Source organism: Streptomyces sp. NPDC058326 (assembly GCF_042879855.1).
Lineage (GTDB): Bacteria > Actinomycetota > Actinomycetes > Streptomycetales > Streptomycetaceae > Streptomyces.
This window is the reverse complement of sequence record NZ_JBHVZO010000026.1, coordinates 1-21,864: the sequence shown is the minus strand read 5'-3', so window position 1 is coordinate 21,864 and position 21,864 is coordinate 1. Positions and strand designations below refer to the sequence as shown.

General features: G+C 72.3%; 17 protein-coding genes and 1 pseudogene. 9 read left to right on the top strand and 9 right to left on the bottom strand.

What is annotated here, in order from left to right; all coding sequences use genetic code 11:
* Positions 1-71 precede the first annotated feature (71 nt).
* On the bottom strand, positions 72-623 hold the full coding sequence (locus tag ACFVYX_RS32905) for a GNAT family N-acetyltransferase (RefSeq protein ID WP_389685142.1): 552 nt from the start codon (positions 621-623) through the stop codon (positions 72-74).
* A 182-nt stretch (positions 624-805) separates the two neighbouring features.
* On the opposite strand from ACFVYX_RS32905, the gene ACFVYX_RS32900 reads away from it, so the two are divergent.
* The 4 genes from ACFVYX_RS32900 to ACFVYX_RS32885 all read left to right on the top strand — a co-directional run bounded on the left by ACFVYX_RS32900 (position 806) and on the right by ACFVYX_RS32885 (position 4,095).
* Entirely contained in the window at positions 806-1,366 is a 561-nt protein-coding gene (locus ACFVYX_RS32900) for a DUF5134 domain-containing protein (protein ID WP_389685141.1), read from the top strand.
* Between the two features lie 209 nt (positions 1,367-1,575).
* Positions 1,576-2,511, top strand: coding sequence for a M56 family metallopeptidase (locus ACFVYX_RS32895; RefSeq protein WP_389685140.1), 936 nt, complete (start codon positions 1,576-1,578; stop codon positions 2,509-2,511).
* 99 nt (positions 2,512-2,610) lie between these two features.
* Positions 2,611-3,294 carry a phosphatase PAP2 family protein gene (locus tag ACFVYX_RS32890; RefSeq protein ID WP_389685139.1) on the top strand — a complete coding sequence of 228 codons (684 nt, stop codon included), beginning with the start codon at positions 2,611-2,613 and terminating at the stop codon, positions 3,292-3,294.
* 129 nt (positions 3,295-3,423) lie between these two features.
* Positions 3,424-4,095: a TetR/AcrR family transcriptional regulator gene (locus tag ACFVYX_RS32885; RefSeq protein WP_389685138.1), complete on the top strand. Its 672-nt coding sequence runs from the start codon at positions 3,424-3,426 to the stop codon at positions 4,093-4,095.
* Here ACFVYX_RS32885 and ACFVYX_RS32880 read toward each other — a convergent pair.
* The gene (locus ACFVYX_RS32880) at positions 4,074-5,609 is read right to left on the bottom strand and encodes an LVIVD repeat-containing protein (protein ID WP_389685137.1); all 1,536 of its coding nucleotides are present in this window, start codon (positions 5,607-5,609) and stop codon (positions 4,074-4,076) included. The two genes, ACFVYX_RS32885 and ACFVYX_RS32880, sit on opposite strands and share 22 nt — an antisense overlap.
* Positions 5,610-5,789: 180 nt before the next feature.
* Here ACFVYX_RS32880 and ACFVYX_RS32875 point away from each other — a divergent pair, with 180 nt between their 5' ends.
* Entirely contained in the window at positions 5,790-6,437 is a 648-nt protein-coding gene (locus tag ACFVYX_RS32875) for a DUF305 domain-containing protein (RefSeq protein WP_389685136.1), read from the top strand.
* A 55-nt stretch (positions 6,438-6,492) separates the two neighbouring features.
* Here the strand turns inward: ACFVYX_RS32875 and ACFVYX_RS32870 are convergent, their stop codons facing one another.
* The gene (locus ACFVYX_RS32870; RefSeq protein WP_389685135.1) at positions 6,493-6,846 is read right to left on the bottom strand and encodes an ArsR/SmtB family transcription factor; all 354 of its coding nucleotides are present in this window, start codon (positions 6,844-6,846) and stop codon (positions 6,493-6,495) included.
* A gap of 124 nt (positions 6,847-6,970) precedes the next feature.
* Between ACFVYX_RS32870 and ACFVYX_RS32865 the strand changes: the two genes are divergently transcribed.
* Positions 6,971-8,056 carry an NADH:flavin oxidoreductase/NADH oxidase gene (locus ACFVYX_RS32865; RefSeq protein ID WP_389685134.1) on the top strand — a complete coding sequence of 362 codons (1,086 nt, stop codon included), beginning with the start codon at positions 6,971-6,973 and terminating at the stop codon, positions 8,054-8,056.
* Between the two features lie 183 nt (positions 8,057-8,239).
* Positions 8,240-9,322: a WD40/YVTN/BNR-like repeat-containing protein gene (locus tag ACFVYX_RS32860; protein ID WP_389685165.1), complete on the top strand. Its 1,083-nt coding sequence runs from the start codon at positions 8,240-8,242 to the stop codon at positions 9,320-9,322.
* Between the two features lie 66 nt (positions 9,323-9,388).
* Here ACFVYX_RS32860 and ACFVYX_RS32855 read toward each other — a convergent pair whose 3' ends face one another.
* The gene (locus ACFVYX_RS32855) at positions 9,389-10,066 is read right to left on the bottom strand and encodes a uracil-DNA glycosylase (protein WP_389685133.1); all 678 of its coding nucleotides are present in this window, start codon (positions 10,064-10,066) and stop codon (positions 9,389-9,391) included.
* Between the two features lie 125 nt (positions 10,067-10,191).
* Here ACFVYX_RS32855 and ACFVYX_RS32850 point away from each other — a divergent pair, with 125 nt between their 5' ends.
* Both ACFVYX_RS32850 and ACFVYX_RS32845 read left to right on the top strand, forming a co-directional pair.
* Positions 10,192-11,196 (top strand): N-acetylglucosamine kinase, encoded by a 1,005-nt coding sequence (locus tag ACFVYX_RS32850; protein ID WP_389685132.1) that lies wholly within the window; start codon positions 10,192-10,194, stop codon positions 11,194-11,196.
* Positions 11,197-11,352: 156 nt separating this feature from the next.
* Positions 11,353-12,267, top strand: coding sequence for a sirohydrochlorin chelatase (locus ACFVYX_RS32845; protein ID WP_389685131.1), 915 nt, complete (start codon positions 11,353-11,355; stop codon positions 12,265-12,267).
* Positions 12,268-12,374: 107 nt separating this feature from the next.
* Here ACFVYX_RS32845 and ACFVYX_RS32840 read toward each other — a convergent pair whose 3' ends face one another.
* The 5 genes and pseudogenes from ACFVYX_RS32840 to ACFVYX_RS32820 all read right to left on the bottom strand — a co-directional run.
* Positions 12,375-13,430, bottom strand: coding sequence for a lactonase family protein (locus tag ACFVYX_RS32840; RefSeq protein ID WP_389685130.1), 1,056 nt, complete (start codon positions 13,428-13,430; stop codon positions 12,375-12,377).
* 157 nt (positions 13,431-13,587) lie between these two features.
* Positions 13,588-15,249, bottom strand: coding sequence for an FUSC family protein (locus ACFVYX_RS32835; protein ID WP_389685164.1), 1,662 nt, complete (start codon positions 15,247-15,249; stop codon positions 13,588-13,590).
* 310 nt (positions 15,250-15,559) lie between these two features.
* Entirely contained in the window at positions 15,560-16,330 is a 771-nt protein-coding gene (locus ACFVYX_RS32830) for a hypothetical protein (RefSeq protein WP_389685129.1), read from the bottom strand.
* A complete protein-coding gene (locus ACFVYX_RS32825; protein ID WP_389685128.1) occupies positions 16,302-17,543 on the bottom strand; it encodes a hypothetical protein in 1,242 nt (413 codons plus the stop codon). The genes ACFVYX_RS32830 and ACFVYX_RS32825 overlap by 29 nt, the downstream gene beginning before the upstream one ends.
* Positions 17,544-17,766: 223 nt before the next feature.
* Positions 17,767-21,864: pseudogene (locus ACFVYX_RS32820) on the bottom strand (hypothetical protein); the annotation flags it as partial.

Below are 21,864 nucleotides of genomic sequence, written 5' to 3'. Positions count from 1 at the left end.
CTGTGCGACCCCCCTGTCGACGGAAGTTTTTCCTGCCGGGAGGGTTTGAGGCCACCCTTCCGGTACCCGGGTCAGATCAGCGGCTTCACCAGGAGCTCGAACTCCAGGTCGTCGCGCTGGGGCACGCCGAAGCGCTCGTCCTCGTACGGGAACGGGAACATCCGGCCGGTCCGCCGGTAGCCGCGCCGCTCGTACCAGGCGATGAGCTCCTCCCGTACGGAGATCACCGTCATGTGCATCTCCCGCGCGTCCCAGAGATCCCGCGCCCGGCGCTCGGCCTCCGCGATGATCTGCTTGCCGAGGCCGGCGCCCTGCAGTTCGGGGCGGACCGCGAACATGCCGAAGTAGGCGGCCTCCTCCCGCTGCTCCAGCTGGCAGCAGGCGACGATCTCGCCGTCGCGCTCGACGACCAGGAGGCGGCTGCCGGGCGTGGTGATCACGGCGGCCACCCCGTCGGGGTCGGTGCGCTGCCCCTGGAGGATGTCCGCCTCCGTGGTCCAGCCGCCCCGGCTGGCGTCGCCCCGGTAGGCCGACTCGACGAGCGGGACGAGCGCCGGGACGTCGTCCAGGACCGCTTCGCGGTAGCTGATCCGGCCGGTCTCCTGCGACGTGGCGGTGTCCATGTGAACGGGGCTCCCCTCGGGCGCTGACGATCGCCGTACGCGATCGTCCCGAGCCTAACGCGCGCTCCGTTCACTCCCCTTCGTACACCTGTGCGCGGCCGTGCGCCCGCGTGCGCACGGCCGACGGCGGGGAATCCTCCCGGGAGGGGACTGCGTGGAGGGCGGCGAGGGGGAGGTGTGGCGTGCACGGTCCGGCCCTGTCCGGGTGGTTGATGGTGGTGCTGTGCGGGGCGACGGGCGTGTACTGCCTGCTGCGGATGCGCGTGTGCGCCGGGGAGGAACGGCGGGCGGCGGGCGGTGAGGCGGTGATGGGCTTCGGGATGGCGTCCATGGCGCTGCCCGCGGCGGTGCTCACGCCGCCGGAGTGGAGCTGGGCGGTGTACGCGGCGGTGTTCGGCGGCGCGACGCTGCACGGCCTGCTCACGGTCCGGCGCGGCGGTCACCATCTGCACCATCTGGTCGGCTCGCTCGCCATGGTCTACATGGCGGCGGCGATGGCGGCGCCCGCGGCGGGGGCGCACGCGGGGCACACGGTGGGCACGGCGGGCGGCATACCCGTCCTCACGGGCGGGCTGCTCCTCTACTACATGGGGTACGTGCTGCACGCGGGCGCGAGACTCGTCCCGGCGGCGGCCGCCACGGCGGGGGGTCCGGTGCGGAGCTGGGCAACCCGGCCGGAGCTGACGCTCGTCTGCCGGCTCTCGATGGCCCTCGCCATGCTGGCCATGCTCGTGGCCTTGTGAGGCCGGGGCCAGGCAGGAGGGCGGGGGCGGGACCGAGACAGGGGCAGGGGCAGAGGCAGGGGGGCAGGGGGGCAGGGGGCAGGGGGCAGGGGGCAGGGGGCAGGGGGCAGGGGGCAGGGGGCAGGGGGCAGGGCAACGAAACCGTGGCGTACGTCACTTGAGCCGCGCTGCCATACCCCGGGCCCGTACCGCCTCATAGGCTGTCGCCCATGTGGGTCTCCCTCGCGCTGCTCCTGCTCGGCGTCCTGACCGCCCTCGCGGCCCCCCGGCTGCTGTCGCGGGCCGACTGGGTGGAGCGAGAACCCGTGGTGGCCCTCTGGGTGTGGCAGTGCGTGGTCGCCGCCATGCTCCTGAGCTTCGCGCTCTCCATGACGTTCAGCGCGTCGACCGCCTGGCAGGCCGTACGGGGACAGCTCTTCGCGCCCGCCCCGCGCGCGGTGATCGAAGCGTACGAACTCGGGACGACCGGGCCCTGGTCCGCGGTCCTCGCGGTGGCCCTCGCCTCCGGCGGCGTCTGGTCGGGGGCGATGCTGGGCCGGGAGATCAGCCAGGCCCGCGCCCGGCGCAGGAAGCGGCGGTGCGATCTGCTGGTCCGCTCCCCCCTGCTGCCAGGGGAAGCGCCCGGCAGTGAGCCGCTCGTCGTCCTGGAGGGCGAGCGGGCGAGCGCCTGGTGGCTTGCGGGGCCCACGCCCCAGCTGGTGATCACCACCGCGGCTCTGCGGCGGCTGAAGGGGCGCCAGTTGGACGCGGTCCTCGCCCACGAGGAGGGGCACGCGCGCGCCCGGCACGACTGGCTGCTGCACAGTTCGGCGGCGCTGGCCGCCGGATTCCCCGGGATCCCGGTCTTCACGGCCTTCCGCGAGGAGATGCACCGCCTGGTGGAACTGGCCGCCGACGACGTGGCCTCGCGCCGGTTCGGGCGCCTGACGATCGCGCTCGCCCTCGTCGAACTGAACGAGGACCGGGGCGTGTTCGGACCCGGCTCCGCGCCGTACGCGGACCTTCCGCGGCGGGTGAACAGGCTGCTGACCGCGGCGCCGCGGCTCACCGCGGGGCGACGGCTCCGACTCACCACCGCCGCGGCCCTCGTGCCCCTGGTGCCGGTGCTCGTCGCCTTCGTCCCCGCTCTCAGCGCGCTGGGGTAGCGGCGGGTGACGGCCCACGCGCCGGCCGGAACGCCCTCGGCAGGGCACGCGGGGCACACGGGGGCTCATACGGAGCTGATCGTCGGGCAGGATCGACGCATGCGCTCCTCCCTCCTGATCTCCGGCGCCCTCGCCGTGCCGCTGCTCGTCCTCGTGGCCGTGGGGTGGGGGCCCCTGGCCTCCCTCGACCGCTCGGTCGCCGAGGCGCTCCATCGCGAGGCCGTCGCCCACCCCGGCCTGACCCATCTCCACCGCGTCCTCAGCGACTGGGTCTGGGACCCGGTGACGATGCGCGCCCTGGCCGCCGCGACCGTCGTCCTTCTGTGGTGGTGGCGGGAGCGGCGGACGGCCCTGTGGGTGGCCGGCACGACGCTGCTGGCCCTGGGGCTCCAGCAGGCGGTGAAGGCGCTGGTGGGACGGGAGCGGCCGCGGTGGGTCGATCCGGTGGACTCGGCGATGTACGCCGCCTTCCCGTCCGGGCACGCGATGGCCGCCACGGTCACCTGCGGGCTGCTGCTCTGGGTGCTGGCGCTGCACTGGAGGCCCGAGTGGCGCGGCTGGGGCACGCTCGCGGGCGTCGCGCTCGTCTCGGTGCTGGGCGTCGGCTGGACGCGGGTCTATCTGGGCGTGCACTGGCCGTCGGACGTCGTCGGAGGCTGGCTGCTCGGCTGGTGCTGTGTGGCCGCGGCGGTCCTGACGTACCGGTGGAGCGAGCGGCGCCGGGTTCCGGCCGGGCACCGGGCGGCCGAGCTCGACGGGAGCAGAATGGGAGGGACACGATGAAGCCGCCTGTTCTGGACGATCCCCCGTGTCGCCCAGAACAGACGGCATCCCCGGCGGTATGCCACACGGGCATGCCGACGGGATGCGCCGAGTATATTGGCCGGCAGCCAGTCAACGCAGGAGTCCAGCATGTCCCCGCGTAGCCCATCGGTCAATGAAGAACTGCGGCGACGGTCGCGGGAGCGCATTCTGCAGGCCACGGTGGAGCTGGTCGACGCACACGGATACGAGGCGACGACGCTCGGCGACATCGCGGAGCGGGCCGGTACGGCGCGCGGGCTGATCTCGTACTACTTCCCGGGAAAGCGGCAGCTCCTGCAGGCGGCGGTGCACCGTCTGATGCACCTCACCCTGGAGGAGGCGCTGGAGCGGGAGCCGCGCACGGAGGACGGCCGCGAGCGGCTGGCCCGGGCGATCGACGCGGTCCTGGGGCTCGCCGCCGAGCGGCCCACGCTGATGCGGACGCACATGGCGGGCATCCTGCAGGCCGAGGGGTTCGTGCAGTGCGAGGAGCAGCAGCGCCTGGCGTTCCTGCTGCGGGACACGGTCACCCGGTACGGCTCCGAGGACGTGGAGACGGACTATCCGCTGCTGCGGGCCCTGCTGATGGGCGCGGTGGTGGCGGTGCTGCTTCCGGGCGCCAGGATGCCGCTCGCACGGCTGCGGGCGGAGCTGTTCCACCGGTACGGCCTCGACTGGGAGGCCGGTGTGCCGCCGGGCGGGGGTCCGCCCGACGGCACACCGGCGCTCAGGCCGTCAGCCGGCCGTCACGGTCCCGGTCAGTCGTCGAAGTCGAAGTAGTCCGGCTGGGTCTGGACGTTGAGCTCGTCCATCCGGATCCGCTTCGCGGGGTCGGTACGGCGGTCCGAGAGCTTCAGTACGTCGAAGCCCTTGGCCATGTCGTTCGAGTAGATGTGGCCGTTGTAGTAGTACGCGGACCACGAGCCGCCGCTGGAGATGGTGGTGGCGGACAGCGGGCCGCGCTCGAAGAAGGCGATCTCCTTCGGCTTGGCCGAGTCGGTGAAGTCCCAGACGGAGACACCGCCCTGGTACCAGGCCTGGACCATGAGGTCCTTGCCCTTGACCGGGATCAGCGAGCCGTTGTGGGCGACGCAGTTCTCGGTGTCGGCCTGGTGGCGCGGGATCTTGTAGTAGCTGCGGAAGACGAGATCGCGGTGCTTGCCCTTGCCGACGATGTCGTAGATGCCGTTGGCACCGCGGTTCGGGCCGACGACGGCGTTGCAGGTGGCCGAGCCGCCGCCGCCGAGCTCGTCGGTGAAGACGACCTTGTTCGCCTTCTGGTTGAAGGTCGCGGAGTGCCAGAACGCGAAGTTGACGTTGTCCTGGACCTGGTCGATCACCCGGGGGTGCTCGGGGTCCTCGATGTCGAAGAGGATGCCGTCACCCATGCAGGCGCCGGCCGCGAGGTCCTTCTCCGGCAGCACGGTGATGTCGTGGCAGCCGGTGGTCTTGGAGACGCCCGGGTTGACGGGACCGCCCGGGTTGCCGCCGCCGTCCGCACCGTCGCCCGGGAAGAGGACGGGGAAGCTGACGACCGCGGCCTGCTCGGGCGCCTTGCGGGGCACCTTGATGACCGAGATGCCGTCGTGGGGGCGCTGGCAGTCCGGGAACGCGTCGTTGGGCGAGTACGAGGAGACGTAGACGTAGACGTTCTTGCCCTTGGGCACCAGCGTGTGGGTGTGCGAACCACAGGCGGTCTCGACGGCGGCGACGTACTTCGGGTTGGCGATGTCGCTGATGTCGAAGATCTTCATGCCCTCCCAGGATTCCTTGACCGAGGCGGGCTGCGAGGTGCTGGCGCAGGAGTTGTCGCTCCGGGAGGAGTCCGTCGAGAGGAACACGAGGTTCCCGGAGACGGAGATGTCGTTCTGGGAGCCCGGGCAGAGGACCTGGGCGACGGTCTTCGGGGCCTTCGGGTCGCTGATGTCGAAGATCCGGAAGCCGTCGTAGTTGCCGGCGAAGGCGTACTTGCCCTGGAACGCCAGGTCCGAGTTGGTGCCCTTGAGGGCGTCCTTCGGGATGTTGGCGAGGTGCTCGATGTTCGAGCTGTGGACGATCTCGTCCACGCCGGGTATCTCACCGCTCTGGATGGCGGCGCGCGCGTCGGCCGCCTGCTCCGAGGAGACCTTGCCCTGTACGGGGGCGTCTCCGGGGTCGGGCGTGGCGGCCGCGGGGCCCGCCGCGAGCAGTGTGGCGAGCAGTCCGGCCGCGGCGGATGCCACGCCCAGGCGTCTGCGCCGTGCACGCGGGTCACGCGTGATGGACGAGGTATGCGGGGTACGCAACGAAGTCACTCCGTCCTCCCTGGTATCCGTTCAGCGTTGAACGGGTGTTGGACCCCGGCAGTATCTTCCTTGCCGTGCACATCTCAACAGATGGCAACGCAGACGTAATGAAGGTTTTTGATCGGCAGCCCCGAGAAAAGTGCTAGGAACGGACACTGTCCACGCAAAAATGACCTGGAGGTCGCGTTGTTGATCCGCCGTCAGCGTGCCGTCATCGCCGCGGCCCTGTCCGCCGTCGCCGTCCTCGCCCTGTCCGCCTGCGAGTCGGGACCGGAGAAGGGCGCCCCGAAGGCCGGGGCCTCGACCGGGACCACGGTGGTGGCGCCGGGGAAGCCCGGCGAGCCGGCCCGGCGGATATCCCCGGAGGAGGCCGCGCGGCTGCTCCCGGACGAGAGCCCGAACAGCGCCGACTTCCGCTACGCGCAGATGATGATCGTGCACCACCGGCAGGCCCTCACCATGACGGCACTGGCCCCGCAGCGGGCGAGTTCCTCACAGGTCAAGAAGGTGGCCGAGCGGATCGCGGCGGCCCAGCAGCCGGAGATCAGCGCGATGGAAGGTTGGCTGAAAAACAACGGTGGTCCGCGCGAACAGACCGGCCACGATCACCACTCGATGCCGGGCATGGCGACCGGGACGCAGCTGGAGGAGCTGAGGAACGCGAAGGGCGAGGCCTTCGACGAGCTGTTCCTGAAGCTGATGATCACGCACCACGAGGGGGCGGTGACGATGGCCGCGGAGGTGTTGAGCGAGGGCAACAACGTCCTCGTGGAGGAGATGGCGAACGACGTGATCGCACAGCAGACCTCGGAGATCAACCGGATGCGGTCGATGTAGGCGGGCACGATCGGACGCGCGTGCCCCCCGGCCACCTGCTCCCAGGCTGCCCCGCCTAGGCCGCCCCGTCCTCGCGGGCGGCCTGGGCGGCCGCCGCCGACAGGACGGTGTCGAGCAGACCCGGGAAGAGGGCGTCGAGGTCGTCCCCGCGCAGGGCGTTGAGCTTCGCCGTACCTCGGTAGACCTGCTGGATGACCCCGCTCTCGCGCAGCACCCGGAAGTGGTGGGTCGTCGTGGACTTGGTCACCGGGAGGACGAAGTACGAGCAGCTCAGCTCCGTGCCCTCGCGCGCCATGTCCCGCACGATGCTCAGGCGCACCGGGTCGGAGAGCGCGTGCAGCACCGCCTCCAGGCGGATCTCTTCGCGTGTGGGGTGTTCGAGGGCGCGGGGGGTGGCGAGGGTCGTCACGGCGGCGGCTCCACTTCGTCCGGGGTACCGCCCATTGTACGAGAACCCTCGTAGTTTGACAGATGCCGTACTACGAGGGTTATCGTACTAGTGTCCTTCGAGGCACCCCGAAACGGAGTCCGTCATGAGCGTCGCCCTGTTCGAGCCCTACACGCTGCGGTCCCTGACCGTGCCCAACCGGGTCTGGATGGCACCCATGTGCCAGTACTCGGCGGAGATGACCGGCCCGAACGCGGGTGTCGCCACGGACTGGCACTTCGCCCACTACGCCTCCCGGGCCACCGGCGGCACCGGACTGATCCTGGTCGAGGCGACGGCCGTCGCCCCCGAGGGACGGATCAGCCCGGCGGACCTCGGCCTCTGGAACGACACCCAGACCGAGAGCCTGCGCCGGATCGCCGGCTTCCTCAAGGAGCACGGCACGGTGCCCGGCATCCAGATCGGGCACGCCGGCCGCAAGGCCTCGACCAAGCGCCCGTGGGAGGGCCGCGGACCCGTCCCCGACGGCGGCCCCGGCTGGCAGCCCGTCGCGCCGAGCCCCGTCGAGTTCGCCGAGGGCTACCCGGTGCCGACCGAGCTGACCGTGGAACGGATCCGGGAGATCACCGGGCAGTTCGCCGACGCGGCCCGCCGCGCGCTCGACGCCGGCTTCCAGGTCGTCGAGGTGCACGGCGCCCACGGCTACCTCATCGGCGAGTTCCTCTCCCCGCACAGCAACCACCGCACCGACGCGTACGGCGGCTCCTTCGAGAACCGGACCCGCCTCGCCCTCGAGGTCGTCGACGCCGTCCGGTCCGTATGGCCTGAGGAACTCCCCGTCTTCTTCCGCATCTCGGCCACCGACTGGCTGGAGGAGCAGGGCTGGACGGCCGACGACACCGTACGGTTCGCCGCTCTCCTGCGCGAGCACGGCGTCGACCTCCTCGACGTCTCCAGCGGAGGCAACGGCGGACCGGCCGAGATCCCGGTGGGCCCCGGCTACCAGGTGCCCTTCGCGGCCCGCGTCAAGGCGGAGACCGGGCTGCCGGTGGCCGCCGTCGGCCTGATCACCGAGAGCGCGCAGGCCGAGAAGATCATCGCCAACGGCGAGGCCGACGCGGTCCTCCTCGGCCGCGAGCTGCTGCGCGACGCCTCCTGGGCCCGGCGCGCCGCCCGCGACCTCGGGGCGCGGACGCACGCGGCCCCGGACCCGTACGCCTGGGCGATCTGACCGGCGCGTCACGGCGGCGCCGGAAGCGGGCCCCGCACGCCGGGTCTTCCGCTCCTTCCCGGCCCGGGGCGCGGGTCCTTCACGGCGCGGGGCGTGGGGCGCGGGAGTGTCCAGGGGCCGTTGTCAGTGGCCGGGTGCAGACTGGCCCGTATCCGCGACAACGGCGTCCTGGAGGTCGCAGCCATGCCCGACGTACTCCTCACCGTAGGCACCCGCAAGGGACTCTTCATCGGCCGCAGGCACGACGGCCGGTGGGAGTTCGACGATCCGGCCTTCCCGGCGCAGGCGGTCTACTCCGTCGCCATCGACAAGCGGGGCACGACACCCCGCCTGCTCGTGGGCGGGGACAGCGCCCATTGGGGGCCGTCGGTCTTCCACTCCGACGACCTCGGCAGGACCTGGACCGAACCGGCCCGGCCCGCGGTGAAGTTCCCCGAGGACACCGGGGCCTCGCTCGAGCGCGTCTGGCAGCTGCACCCGGCGCCGGACCACTCCCCCGGCGTCGTGTACGCCGGGACGGAGCCCGCGGCGCTCTTCAGGTCGGCGGACGGCGGTGAGTCCTTCGAGCTCGTCCGCCCGCTGTGGGAGCACCCGACCCGGTCCCAGTGGGTGCCCGGCGGGGGCGGCGAGGCCGTGCACACCGTGGTGACCGACCGGCGCGACCCGGATGCCCTGACGGTCGCGGTGTCCACCGCCGGGGTGTTCCGCTCACGCGACGGCGGGGCCGCGTGGGAGCCCTCCAACCAAGGGGTGTCGGCGGTGTTTCTGCCGGACCCGAACCCGGAGTTCGGGCAGTGCGTCCACAAGATCGCCCAGGACGCGGGCGACCTGGACCGGCTCTACCTCCAGAACCACTGGGGCGTGTTCCGCAGCGACGACGCGGGCACCAGCTGGAACGACATCGGCGCCGGCCTGCCCTCCGACTTCGGCTTCGCGGTCGCCGCGCATCCGCACCGCCCGGACACCGCCTACGTCTTCCCCATCACCGCCGACTCCGACCGGGTCCCGGCCGGACGCCGGTGCCGGGTCTACCGCACGACCGACGCCGGAGCCACCTGGGAGCCGCTGGACCGGGGGCTGCCCGAGGGCGACCACTACGGCACGGTGCTCCGGGACGCTCTGTGCACGGACGACGCGGACCCGGCGGGGGTGTACTTCGGCAACCGCAACGGCGAGGTGTACGCGAGCGAGGACGACGGCGACAGCTGGCGGCTCCTCGCCGGACACCTGCCGGACGTCCTGTGCGTGCGGGCCGCGGTGATCTGAGCCGGGCCGCCCGGCGGGCACGGGGGGCACGGGCCTTGGGGCCCGTCCGGGACTTCCGGACAGGCCCTAGGGCAGGCTCCAGTCCACGGGCTGGGCGCCCTGCTCCAGGAGCAGTTCGTTGGCGCGGCTGAAGGGCCGGGAGCCGAAGAAGCCGCGGTCCGCCGACATCGGGGACGGGTGCGCGGACTCGATCGCCGGCAGGCCGCCGAGAAGCGGACGGGCGTTGCGGGCGTCGCGGCCCCACAGGATCGACACCAGCGGCTTGCCCCGGGCGGCCAGGGCGCGGATGGCCTGCTCCGTCACCTCTTCCCAGCCCTTCCCGCGGTGGGCGGCCGGCTTGCGGGGGGCGGTGGTCAGCGCCCTGTTGAGCAGCAGGACGCCCTGCCGGGTCCAGGGGGTCAGATCGCCGTTCGAGGGCCTCGGCATCCCGAGGTCGGTGTGCAGCTCCCGGAAGATGTTCTCCAGGCTTCCGGGCAGCGAACGGACCTCCGGCGCCACCGCGAAGCTCAGCCCGATCGCCATCCCCGGCGTCGGGTAGGGGTCCTGACCCACGATCAGGACCCGCACCTCGTCGAAGGGTTGCGAGAAGGCCCGCAGCACGTGCTGTCCGGCCGGGAGATACGTCCTCCCCGCGGCGATCTCGGCGCGCAGGAAGTCGCCCATCTCCGCCACACGGCCCGCCACGGGGCTCAGGGCCTCGGCCCAGCCGGGCTCCACCAGTTCCTTCAACGGTCGCGCTGTCACAGTCCGTCACTCTACCGGCCTACAGTGACACCCGGCCCCGGCTCTCCCCGCCGCACTCCGGACACGGCCTAGACTCCGCCCACTCCCCCGCCCCACCCCTGCGAGGACGGTGCACCGTGGTTTCCGTGAACAAGCCCTCCGGCCCCTCCGGCGTCTCCGACGGGCTGGTCGTCGGTGTCGACTCCGGTGGTTCGGGGCTTCGGACCGTCCTGGCCGACGCGGCGAGCGGCGCCGTCCTCGGTACCCACGTCTCCCGTACGCCGGTGCGGACGGGGCCCGGCGGGATCTCCGCCCGGCACTTCCTCGACCAGGTCCTGCCCGCCGTCCGCGGCCTGACGGAACCCCACGGCGCGCGGCCGGTCGTCGCCGTGGCCGTGGGCGCCGCCGGGATGGCGACCCTCGGGGACGAGCTGCGGGCCGAACTGCCGGGCGCTTTCGCCGAGGCGTGGGGGGTGCGGCGGCTCGCGCTCGCGGCCGACGCGGTCACCGCGTACACCGGGGCGCTCGGACAGCGCCCGGGCGCGGTCGTCGCGGGCGGCACGGGCATGGTCGCGCTCGGCACGGACCTGACGTCCTGGCGGCGGGCCGACGGCTGGGGGCACCTCCTCGGTGACTGCGGCAGCGGCGCCTGGATCGGCCGGGCCGGCCTGGAGGCGGCGATGCGCGCGTACGACGGGCGGCGCGGCGGCTCTCCCGCGCTCCTGGTCCGTGCCGAGAAGCTCTTCGGGCCGGCGGCCGGGCTCCCCGGCACGCTCTACCCGCGGACGGACCGGCCCGCCGTGCTGGCCTCCTTCGCCCCCGAGGTGGGGCGGTGCGCCGGGGAGGACCCGGTGGCGGCGGACATCCTGGTACGGGCGGCCGAGCACATCGCGGAGGCCGCCGGCGCGGTGTGCCCGGCCGGTCCCGGGGCGCTGGTGGCGCTGACCGGCGGCCTGTTCAAGATGGGCGACCCCCTGCTCGTACCGCTGCGTGCCGCGCTGGAGGAGACGATTCCGCACGCCCGGGCCGTGGACCCCGCCGGGGATCCGTCCGCCGGAGCGGTCGCGCTCGCCGCGGCGCTCGCCACCGGCACCCTGCGGCTGCCGGAGGATCCCGCGCTGCTCCGTCTGTTCGGCGGGGTGGCACCATAGCCGGTGGCATCCGCCCAGGTCGGAGGTGGTGCGGGGCGCGGGAGGCGCGTGGGGCGGGCGCCAGGGGGGAACTCAGGGGGGACATAGGGGGGCAGAAGGCGCGTGACCGCACCTCAGCCGACGCCGAGCCGGGTGAAACCAGTAGCATGCGGCGCCATGAGCTCCCCCACTGGGCCTGCTTCCGGCCTGCCTGTACGAATGCCTCGACCCCGTCAGTCCGGGCGGCACCGTCGCCCCGAACCCGCGGCGGCGCCCGAGGGCGCTCCCGCACTGGTTCTCGCTGTGCCCGGCGTGCCGTCCGCCGCCATACGCTCGCTCGCCGAAGAGGTCGTGAGCATCGCCCGTTCCGAGCTGCCCGGCCTTGAGGCCCTCATCGGCTTCGTCGAGGGTGACGACACCGAGTACCCCTCGCTCGCGACGGTGATCGCGGCCGCCGCCTCGCTGCGCACCGAGCGGTACGAGTTCGCCGTGGCCGCCGGCCGCGAGGTCAGCGCCCCCACGGGCCCCGCCGCGGTCGTCGTGCCGCTGCTGGCCGGTCCGGACAGCGCCCAGACGCGCCAGGTGCGCCAGGCCGTCATGGACGCGGGGAACACCGCCGAGCTGACCGACGTCCTCGGCCCGCACCCGCTGCTCGCCGAGGCGCTGCACGTGCGTCTCTCCGAGGCGGGCCTGGCCCGTGCCGACCGTGCCCGGCTGTTCACCGTCGCGACCGCCGCCGACGGCATCATCCTGGCCACGGTCGGTGGCGAGGAGGCCGTGCAGGCCGCGGGGATCACCGGCATGCTGCTCGCCGCGCGCCTCGCCGTCCCGGTGATGGCCGCCGCGCTCGACCAGGAGGGTTCGATCACCTCCATCGCCGAGCAGCTGCGTGCCTCCGGCTCGGAGCAGCTGGCTCTCGCCCCGTACCTGATCGGCCCGGAGCTCGCCGAGGGTCTGCTCGACGAGGCCTCGAAGGAGGCCGGGTGCGCCGCGGCCGAGCCGCTGGGTGCCTACCCGGCGATCGGCAAGCTGGTGCTCTCGCAGTACACGGCGACGCTCGGCATTCCGTCGCAGGGCGCGCCCTCGCTCTGAGGCCGCTCGACCCCGCCCGTACGCGGAAGGGCCCGCACCGGTTGTCCGGTGCGGGCCCTTCGGCGTACCCCGTGCGGGTCGACACAGGTCTCGGGGGGGGGCCGGTCTCAGCCGAAGACGACGCAGGAGGCCGCGGGGGCCTCGATCGTCCCCGCGCGCGCGGGGATCCCGGTCTCCGGGTCGAGGGTGAACCAGGTGACGTCACCGGAGCGCTCGTTGGCCGCGTACAGATGCCGTCCGGACGGGCCGAGGGTCAGGTCGCGGGGCCAGGTGCCGCCGCAGGGCACGGTGGCGACGAGGGCGGCCCCGGTGCCTTCGGGGTCGAGAGCGAGCACGGCGAGGGTGTCGTCGCCGCGTACGGCGGCCCAGAGGAACCGTCCGTCGGGGGCGACCACGACCTCGGAGGGGTAGCTGGGGCCGGTGGTGCCCTCGGGAACGACGGGGGTCTCGCCGAGCGGTTCGAGCACGCCCGCCGCCGCGTCCCAGCGGCAGACGGTCAGGGTGGGTTCCAGCTCGTTCAGGACGTACGCGTGCGTGCCGGCCGGGTGGAAGGCGAGGTGGCGGGGGCCGGTGCCCGGACGCAGCGCGGTCTCGCGGTGGAGGGTGAGCGTCCCGGTCTCGGGGTCGAGGGCGCAGATCCGTACGGAGTCGGTGCCGAGGTCCACGCTGAGGACCCAGCGGCCGCTGGGGTCGGGGAGCACCTGATGGGCGTGCGGGCCGGCCTGGCGGGCGGTGACGGGCCCGCCGCCCTCGTGCCGCAGGACGGACGTGGCGGGGCGGGCGGTGCCGTCCCGGCCCAGGGGCAGGGCGGTGACGCTGCCGGAGGTGTAGTTGGCGGTGAGGAGGTGGCCGGCGGCGAGGGCGAGGTGGGTGGGGCCCGCGCCGTCGACGGGGACGGGCGCGCCGAGGGGCCGGGGCGCGGGCCCGGTGACGTCGAAGGCGGCCACGGCTCCCGGCTCGGTCTCGGAAACGGCGTGGAGCACGGGCCCCGCGAGAACGAGGAACGAGGGGTCGGGGAGGGCGTCGCTGCCGCCGGTGACGGTCAGGGCGCCTGTCGCCTCGTCCACGTCCGCGGCCAGGACACCGCGCCCGCCGGCCGAGGTGAACGAGCCGATGTAGGCCCGCACCGCGTGCCGCCCCTGAACCGTCCCTGTGCCGCCCACGACGCCTCCCCTGTCCGCGGGGCCGGTCGCGGTCGACCGGCCTGCCGTCGGGCCGACGGTAGCAGCCGGTCTAGACCAAATCCGGTGGGGCGGCGGCGCGCGGCCGACGAGGGTCTGTTCGAGGCCGTACGGATGGCCGGCCCCGGACGGTCCCTTCTCAGGAACGGACCACCCAGGCGCCGGGCGGAGTCCTCAGCGGAGCGTCCAGCTCCGTGAGGACGCGAGCGAGTCCCCTCGCGTGGATGAGCGCGGGCGCGCCGACGTGCGCGTCGCCCTCGGGCTTGAGGAGGGCTGGCGTGCCGGGGTGCGCATCGCCCTCGGACTTGAGGGGGGCGGGCGTGCCGGGGTGCGCATCGCCCTCGGACTTGAGGGGGGCAGGCGTGCCCGGGTGCGCATCGCCCTCGGGCCTGAGGTGAGCAGGCGTGCCCGGGTGCGCATCGCCCTCGGGACTGAGGTGGGCGTCCAGGTCCGCCGCCGCGGGCCCTTCGCGCGAGGTGAGGGCCTCCACCGCGGCCTCGACTCGCCAGCAGGCCGCGGCGAGGCGCGCATCGTGGCTGGCGTCCGCGTCCGCGGCGACAGCGACGAGTCCCCGTACCTCCCCGGCCGCCTGATCAAGCAGCACCAGGACCCTGCGTGCCCGCTCCTTCCTGGCCCTCAGGGGGTTCAGGGGGTGCACGAGGGGAGCCAGCGAGAGCCGCACTCGCCCGAGTAGCGCCTCGAGCTCGGCAGCGTGCGGCGCCGGGTCGGCTTCCTCGCCGGCGAGACGCCGGACGGCAGCCGAGGTCGCCGACCGGACGCAGAGCAGCGCCCGCTGGATCCACGCGTCGTTCGTCGTGTGTGTCCGGACGGGGAGGACGAGCGTCACGGCGAGAACGGCGCAGACGGCCCCGACGCCGGTCTCGGCGACGCGCAGGAGGAGCAGCGCACCGTCCAGCACCCCGAGGAGGCCGTAGAGCAGGCTGGCCATCACGGTGACCGCCAGGATCATCCAGCTGTAGGACACGGCCGCGGTGTAGAAGATCCCGAACACGCACACGGCGACCAGCAGCGCGGTGAGGACGGGCGCACCACCCAGCGGGATGGCGACGAGGAATCCGGCGGCGATGCCGGTGGCCGTGCCGAGGACGCGGCGGAAGCCCCGTACGAGCGTCTCGCCGCGCGACGCGGTGTTGACGAAGATCCACCACACCGTGCCGACAGCCCAGTACCAGCGCTCCCCCGAGAGGAGCTGTCCCACGACGAGCGCCACCCCCGAGGCGACGGCGACCTGGACGGCCTGGCGGGTGGTGGCCCGGGCGAACCCCGTCCCGGGCAGGGCGGCGGGCACCGCCGGGGGCGGGACCCGTCGCTCGATCGGCCACAGCACGAAGCGCACGGCCGCCGCCGCGGCCAGCGCGATGCCGGTGGCCGCGTACAGCTCGGGGAGCTGGGCGGGCAGGGCGTGGAGGAACTGGGTGACGAAGAACTGCATGAAGGCGAAGATGCCGAGGGCGTGGCCGCGCGGCCCCCAGCGGCGGGCGTACACGCCTGCGAAGGCGATGAGCAGCCAGGTCGCGTCGCGCAGGAGCGGCGCGTCGTGCAGGAGGGTCGCCAGGGCGAGTACGGGGAAGCCGACCGTCGGCAGCAGGGCGGTGGTGACGGCCTGGCGGCGCACCGTGGGGTCGCCGACCGTGAAGAGGGCGAGCAGCGCGGCGAGACCGGCGGTGATGGAGGCGACGAGGGACAGGCCCAGCAGCTCGGCGACGGCGACGGCGAGCGCGATGCCGAGGACGGCACGCAGCGAGATCCTGAGCCGGACCAGCCCCGGGTCCGGAGCCATGAAGTACTTCCGCACGGCGGCCAATCCGCCCCCCTTGATCTGTTCCTCACCGCGTACGAGGCTCCCCTGGGGTGGTGGGGGCTCGGACACGACGAAGGCACCGCGGGCCGGTCCGGCCTCGTCGCCGGACGGCGCTGCGCGGCGCCGAAGGTGTGTGATGGCTACAAGGATAGACCGAAGGGGGTACAGCGGCTCAACCGCCGAGCGGAACGCTGGGCCATTGGCCCGGCGTTCCGGCGGGGCTGGTGACCGGACGGAGCCATTGGCCCACGCCACCCGCCGACGTCGTCGTAGGTGCTTTCAGGGGCCGTCAGACGGGTGGCATCAGATCGCTCTCGCTGAGGGTGTACGTCAGCAGGGGGTAGACGAAGTCCGTCTCCTGGTTCTCACGGCGCCGTAGCCGGTAGAACTCGTGCTGCTGCTCGTCGTCGGCCGGCGTGAGGCGCGCGCCCTGCGGAAGGTGCGCATGCCCGTCGCGGAACCGTACGAGCGTCCTGGACGTTCGAAAGGTCACACCCACCCATGCGTTGTCCATCGTCCGGTCGGGCGCTTCCAGGACGATTTTGTGTCTGAGTCGCCGATTCGAATCGACAGAGAAAGCGACGACACTGTGGTGGGTGAGGGGGATCTCGAACTTCTCGTCAGGGGTCCCCTTTGATGCGAAGATCAGCTTCCTCGGCGGGCTCGCTTCGGCATTCTGGTAGCAGGAGAAGACGGCGATGAACGACTCGTCGGCAAGATCGAGCGCCTGGTCGGAATGGCTGCCCATGGTGGTGCAGGCGTTCGTGTAGCTCTCGATGAGAGCGTTGTTGAAGCCGACCGGAAGCGCCGCCCGTTCCCGAATCTGTTGCGCCAGCCGTTCGTGCACCGCCCGGAAACGCTGCGCCGGGATGCCGTACCGAGTGGTCGTACGTACGAGAGGCACATCACCCGACTCGTCGACCCTGGTGAGCACGGCGCCTCGCCTGCCTTTTCCCACGTCTTCCCAACGAACCGACGCGGACAGTTCCGCGAAGAGATTCTCCTCGGCCGGCAGAGCGTACGAGAGGATTTCATCCGAGATCCTGGAATCGCGGGGCAAGGTAGTCTCCCGTGTTCATACTGAAGAGGAATTCGTCGCCGTAATCGATGAAGGACGAGGTCCTGTTCTCCTCGGCGTACAGTCTGCGCAGTTCGTCCATGCCGGCCGGTGTGGGTGGCGCCAGCTTCACCGGACCTCCGGCCGTTTTGAGGAACGTGTTGCCGTTCTTGTGAACGGCTTCGGTGCTCGAACAGCGCACCACGTATCCCAGGCGGGTCGGAAGGAACTCGGCGTCCAGCGCCGAGGGCCGGATCTCGTGCGTGTAGAGGCGGTTGGTGGACAGCGGCATGAAGAACACGGAGCCGGGATGGAGGGTCACGGTGAACTGCGGGGGGAGCGCGGCCCCGGCGCGTTCTTCGGTGGGCTCCTTGAGGCGGAAGTGAAGTCTGGTCAGCCCACTGACACCCTTCACGCCATGGTCGAAGGCGTCGCCGGCGAGGGGCTGGAGCTTGTCGAGCCCGTCATAGAAGGTGCAGAAGGCCATGATGCCGTTGACGGGCATGTCCTTGGTCTTGTCGGCATGGGACGAGATCCTGGCCTTGGACTGCTTGCGCTCGGGCGTGGCAAGGGTGTTGTGGTAGACCTGAGCGAGGACGTGATTCAGCGGTGCCTGGTGCCGGAAGACGGCGGCGGCCTCTCGGTTCAGGGCCTCGACGATGCGCGTGTCGGTCGGGCGAAAGCTCTCGGTCGGCCCCGAGAAATTCGTGGAGCACCGGAGCAGGCGGAAATGCAGTTCGTCACCGTTCCGTGTGACGGGCGTCAGATAGATTCCGCTGCGGTGCGCCGTTCCGGGCTTGGTGGACTCCGTCAGGGACTGGAACACGTGCTCCGCACGGATCCGTCCGAAATGATTCGCGCCGAGTTCGAAAAAGCGGCGGTAGTACACGCCGACGCCGTGCACGCGGAGGGGAACTCGGCCGAGGCCGACGAGAGGCCACGGTGTGCCGGGGTCCTCGCGGTAACCGTGCGACAGCTCCCGGACAACGCATACCCGGGCAGCCGCACGCAGAGGGCGGCCGTTGATGCCCGATATGTCTCCACACAGATAGACGGTCTTCTGTGCGAGGTCGAGCGAACCGGAGGAAAGGTCCTCCGGAGCCATGACGGACCCGAAGAAGTCCCTGACCGTGTCATTGTCCCGCAGCGTCGAGGGCGCAACCAGAACGTTGTTCTCATCCTCGATGCGGGCTTCTGTCAGCCCTGTTGTGTCCATCGAACACTACCCGCCCATTCACAGACTTCGGTGGATTGTTCACAACCGTTTGATCTTGATGCTCTCACGGGGGCTCCAGAGCGAGCAACGGGGTTCCACGCAGGGTTCGGCACCCCGTCGCGGCTGCCGCAGCCGGTGCCGGACCGTCCGCTCACGCGCAACGCCCGGCCGGGAATTTCCCGGCCGGGCACTTCGGTGCGACGGATCAGTCAGCGAGGAACGGCTACTTCGGGTACATGGTGATCGGCACGCCGTAGATGGACACGACCACCTCGACGAGACTCGTCGGGTCGTTTCCGTCGGCGCTCTTCCTGCCGATGGTCCCGAGACCGGGATCGAACACACAGACACGGTTGTTCGCCACGGACTGCGACGTCTGCCACCTTCCGGCGCACTTCGCCGCCGCCATCATGAAGACCTGCACCAGATCGGCGTCGCTGAACTCGTCCCTCCAGATGCCCTTGCCCGGCTGGACAGCGCTACCGCCGTCGAAGTGGGTGTCCCTGATCTTCTTGGTGAACCACGGGTCGATCTCGACCTTCTTGCAGAGGCCCGGCATCGAGGCCCAGTCGCCGAGGTCCACGACCTCCCCCTCCGAGTCGTCCCAGCCCTCGGGCCAGAAGTCCTTGGGGTCGACCGTGTTCTCGTTCCAGTCGTCGGGCCACCAGTCGTCGCTGCTGGACGAGACGGCGCTGAACGACGCCGCTCCGGACGACGGGGCGGTGTACAGAGCGGTGCTGTACGAACCGCTGCCGTACGACGCCGTGCTCGACGTCCCGGACTTCGGCTTCACCAGGCAGACCGGAGACTTCCGGACCATGTTCAGCAGGCCCTGGTACTTGTCCATCAGCTGCTTGGCGAACTTCGACGCGTCGAAGAACGTGTCGAGCGCCATGCCGATCCGGTACAGGGCCTTCGCCACCGCGGGGATCTTCAGGACCGGGACGAGATACCCCGCCACGTCGACGAGGGCCCAGACGCAGGCCTCGAAGTCCCAGGTGGACAGACACTCCTTGATGTTGGCCACACCGAACAGCTCAAGCAGGATCGCGCCGCCGTTGGCCTTGACCCACTCGACGATGTCCCCGGACGCCAGCTCCCTGGCCGACTTGTACTCGTCGACGCACGTCTGACCGCACATCCGCAGAAGCATGGACTCGAGTTCCGGCGTGAGCCCCTGCCCGATGACCAGGGAGCCGTCGTCGACGTGGCCGGCCCGCTCCTCCAGGAGGCGCTTGCGCTCCTCCTCCTCCGCCCGGGTGGCGGCCGCGTCGGCCTCCTCCGCGAGCGCGTTCGCGTTCGCCGCGGCGGTCTCGGCCGCGTCCGCGTCGCTCTCGGCCTGGGTGGCCGTGGAACGGGCGGCCGCGGCGTCGTTCTCCGCCGAGGTCGCGGCGGCACGGGCGCTGGAGGCGTCCTTCTCCGCCTCCGTGGCCGCACTGTCGGCCGCGGCCGCGTCCGCCTCGGCGTCACCGGCGGCGAACGACGCGTGCATGGCGTCGTTGCCCGCCTGCATGGCATAGCCGTCGGCCCGCTTGGCGGCGGCACTGGCGGCCGTGGCCGCCTTCTCCGCCTCCGCCGCGGCTGCCTGCGCGCGCTGCGACGCGAGCGCCGCACGCTCCGCGTCCTTGGCCGCCGCCGCTGCCGCCTCCGCGGCCAGCTTGTCATCGGCAGCCGCCTGCGCGGCGAGGCGCTGCGCCTCGGCCGAGTACGCGGCCGCCTGGGCTGCCTTGGCCTCGGCCGCCGCGGCCTGCTGCTGCGAGAGCGTCAGCGCGTTCTGGCCGGTGAGCACCGCGAACGCGGCGGACGCGTCGGTCTCCTGGTAGGGAGAGCCGATGGCGATGGCTTCCTTGGCCGGCTTGACGGTCTGGGTCGCGGTGTCCCGCGCCGCGCTCGCCGCCTGGGCGGTGGCGTACGCGTACCCGGCCGTCTTCGCCGCCCACTGGGCGGTCAGGACGGCCTCGGCGTGAGCTGCCGCGGCCTCCCTCTTGGCGAGAGCCGCCGCGGCGGACGCCTTCTTGGAGTCCTCCTCGGCCTGCTTCGCGTTGAGCGCCGCCGCCTCGGAGGCGTCGATCGCCTCGGCGGCCGCGGCGTGAGCGGCCGCCGCCGAACCGGCGGCGGTCATGTAGGCGGCCCAGGCGTTGTCCGCCGCCGCCCTGGAACGTTCGGCGGCACCCTGCGCGCGCGTCGCCGCCGCACGGGAGTTGACGGCGGCCGTGGTCGCCTCGTTCGCGGCGGCGCGGGCGTTGGTGGCCGCGGTGGTCGCCGTGTTGGCGGCCGCACGCGCCTCCGTGGCCAACTGCCGTGTCTCGGCGGCGGCCTCGGTACCCTCGGCGGCCGCTGCCGCGGCTTCGAGAGCCGCGGCACGGGAGTCCGCCGCCCTCTTGGTGCGCTCCGCCTCGACTGCACGGTCACGGGCCAGTCCGGCCTGCGCCTCCGCCTCCTCCGCGTCGCGTCGCTTGATCGCGGCCCCGTCACCGGCGGTCGTCGCGTCGGCGCGGGCGGAGGCGGCCTTGCCCTTCTCCTCCTGCGCGCGTGCCTCGGCCGCACTGGCCTTGTCCCGCTCCGACTCGGCGGTCGCCCGCTCGGCGGCGGCGACGGCGCGCTCCATCTCGGCCTCGGCACGCTCCGCCTGGGCGGTGGCCGCGGCCTGCTTGGCCTCCTGTTCCTCCCTCTCCGCGGTGGCCCGGGCCTCCTGGGCGATCTTCAGATTCGCCTCGGCCTCGGCCGCCTGCCTGTCCGCGCTGTCCGCCGCGGCCTTCGCCTGAGCGGCGGCCTCCTGCGCGGCGATACGGCGGAACTCCGTGTTCACCGCGTGCGCCTGGGTCTTCGCCAGGGCAAGCAGCGTCTGCGACGTCGAGACCGTCGCGGTGGTCGCGTTGTACGCGGTCTCCGTCGCCTTCGCGGCGGCCGTGGCGGCCGCGCCGGAGGCGCGGGCGACCTGCACCGACTGCTGGGCGTACATCAGGCCACGGCCGCGCGGCACCTCGGAGGCGTCCGCGATCGTCCAGGCCTGCTGCTGGGCGGTCACCGCGCGCTGCGAGGCGGCGGTGGCCAGTGCGGCCTGCTCCTTGGCCTTGGTGGACAGCGCCTGGACCTTGCCCCGGGCGTTCGCGAGGTCCGTCTTCGCCTTGTCGAAGAGCGCCTGCTTCGGCTTGAGGATGTGGTCCGGGTCGTTCCTGAGCTGGTCGTGCCAGTACTTCTGCCAGAGCAGGATCTGCTCGGCGCGCCACGCCTGGCCGATGGCCTCGACCATGTTGTCGGCGGCGGCGCGGGTCGCGGCTGCGGCGTCGGCCTCGGCCTGCATGATGACGGCGCGCGGGGCGGCCTGACCGGCGTACTCCGCCTCCCACTCGGCCGAGGCCTGGGAGACGGCCTCGCTCAGGGCGTTGCGCGGGTCGACCGGGTCCTTGTGGTTGCACGTGGCCCAGGCCTGCTTGAGGTTCTCGACCTCGACGCGGAAAGCGGCGGAACCCTCGGTGACCTTCTTGTCGAGGAAGCCGCCGTGCCGCAGATAGGTGGCGATGTCGGCGGAGGTGGTACCGCCCGAGAACCGGGTCTCGCCGACGTACCGCAGCATGAAGTCCGCCGCGAAGTCGTCCCAGCTGTCCTTGCCGCGGTTCTGCTCGGTGACGGCCTTCGCCTGGGCGACCGCCTCCGCGCTGGCGTTGGTGTGGGCGTCCCAGCCGATGCGCTGGGAGAGCCTGGCCTGCGTGGCGAGGGTGAATCCGAGGATGTCCGCACTGAACTCGGGCGCGTGCAGCGTGATCTCGTCGCTGAACGAGCTCATCGCGTACGGCCGGTTGGCGTCCTCCAAGATGGCTTCACGTGCGGCGGCCGCGTCCATGTAGGCGTAGCCCGCCTCGCGGTCCTGGTCGCTCGCCTGCCCGAGGGGCATGAACCCGATCCAGCCACGGTCGCCGATGACGGCTTCCAGCTGGGCGTTTCCGCCGGTCAGGCCCTGGATGGCGATGGCCTTCGTCTTGGCGCCGCCCGCGTGCAGGGCGACTCCGGCGAGACACCGGTTGAGGCGCGGGGTGGAGCGGACGTCACGGAGGACGGCCGTCAGCTCGTTGAGCCGGCGCAGCGCGTTGTCCGCGTCGGTGAAGATCGTCCGCATGCCGTCGGCGACCTTCTCGATCGCCGTGGCGAGCGCGGGCATACGGCCCACGATCACGGCGGACGAGGGGATGTCGACCAGCTCCCAGAGGCAGTCCTCGACGTCGTAGCCGGCCAGGCACTCCTTGACCTTGGCGGGGTCGAGCTGCTCGAAGAGGATCTGCCCGCCGTTGGCGCCGGCCCACTCGACGACGTTCACCGATAC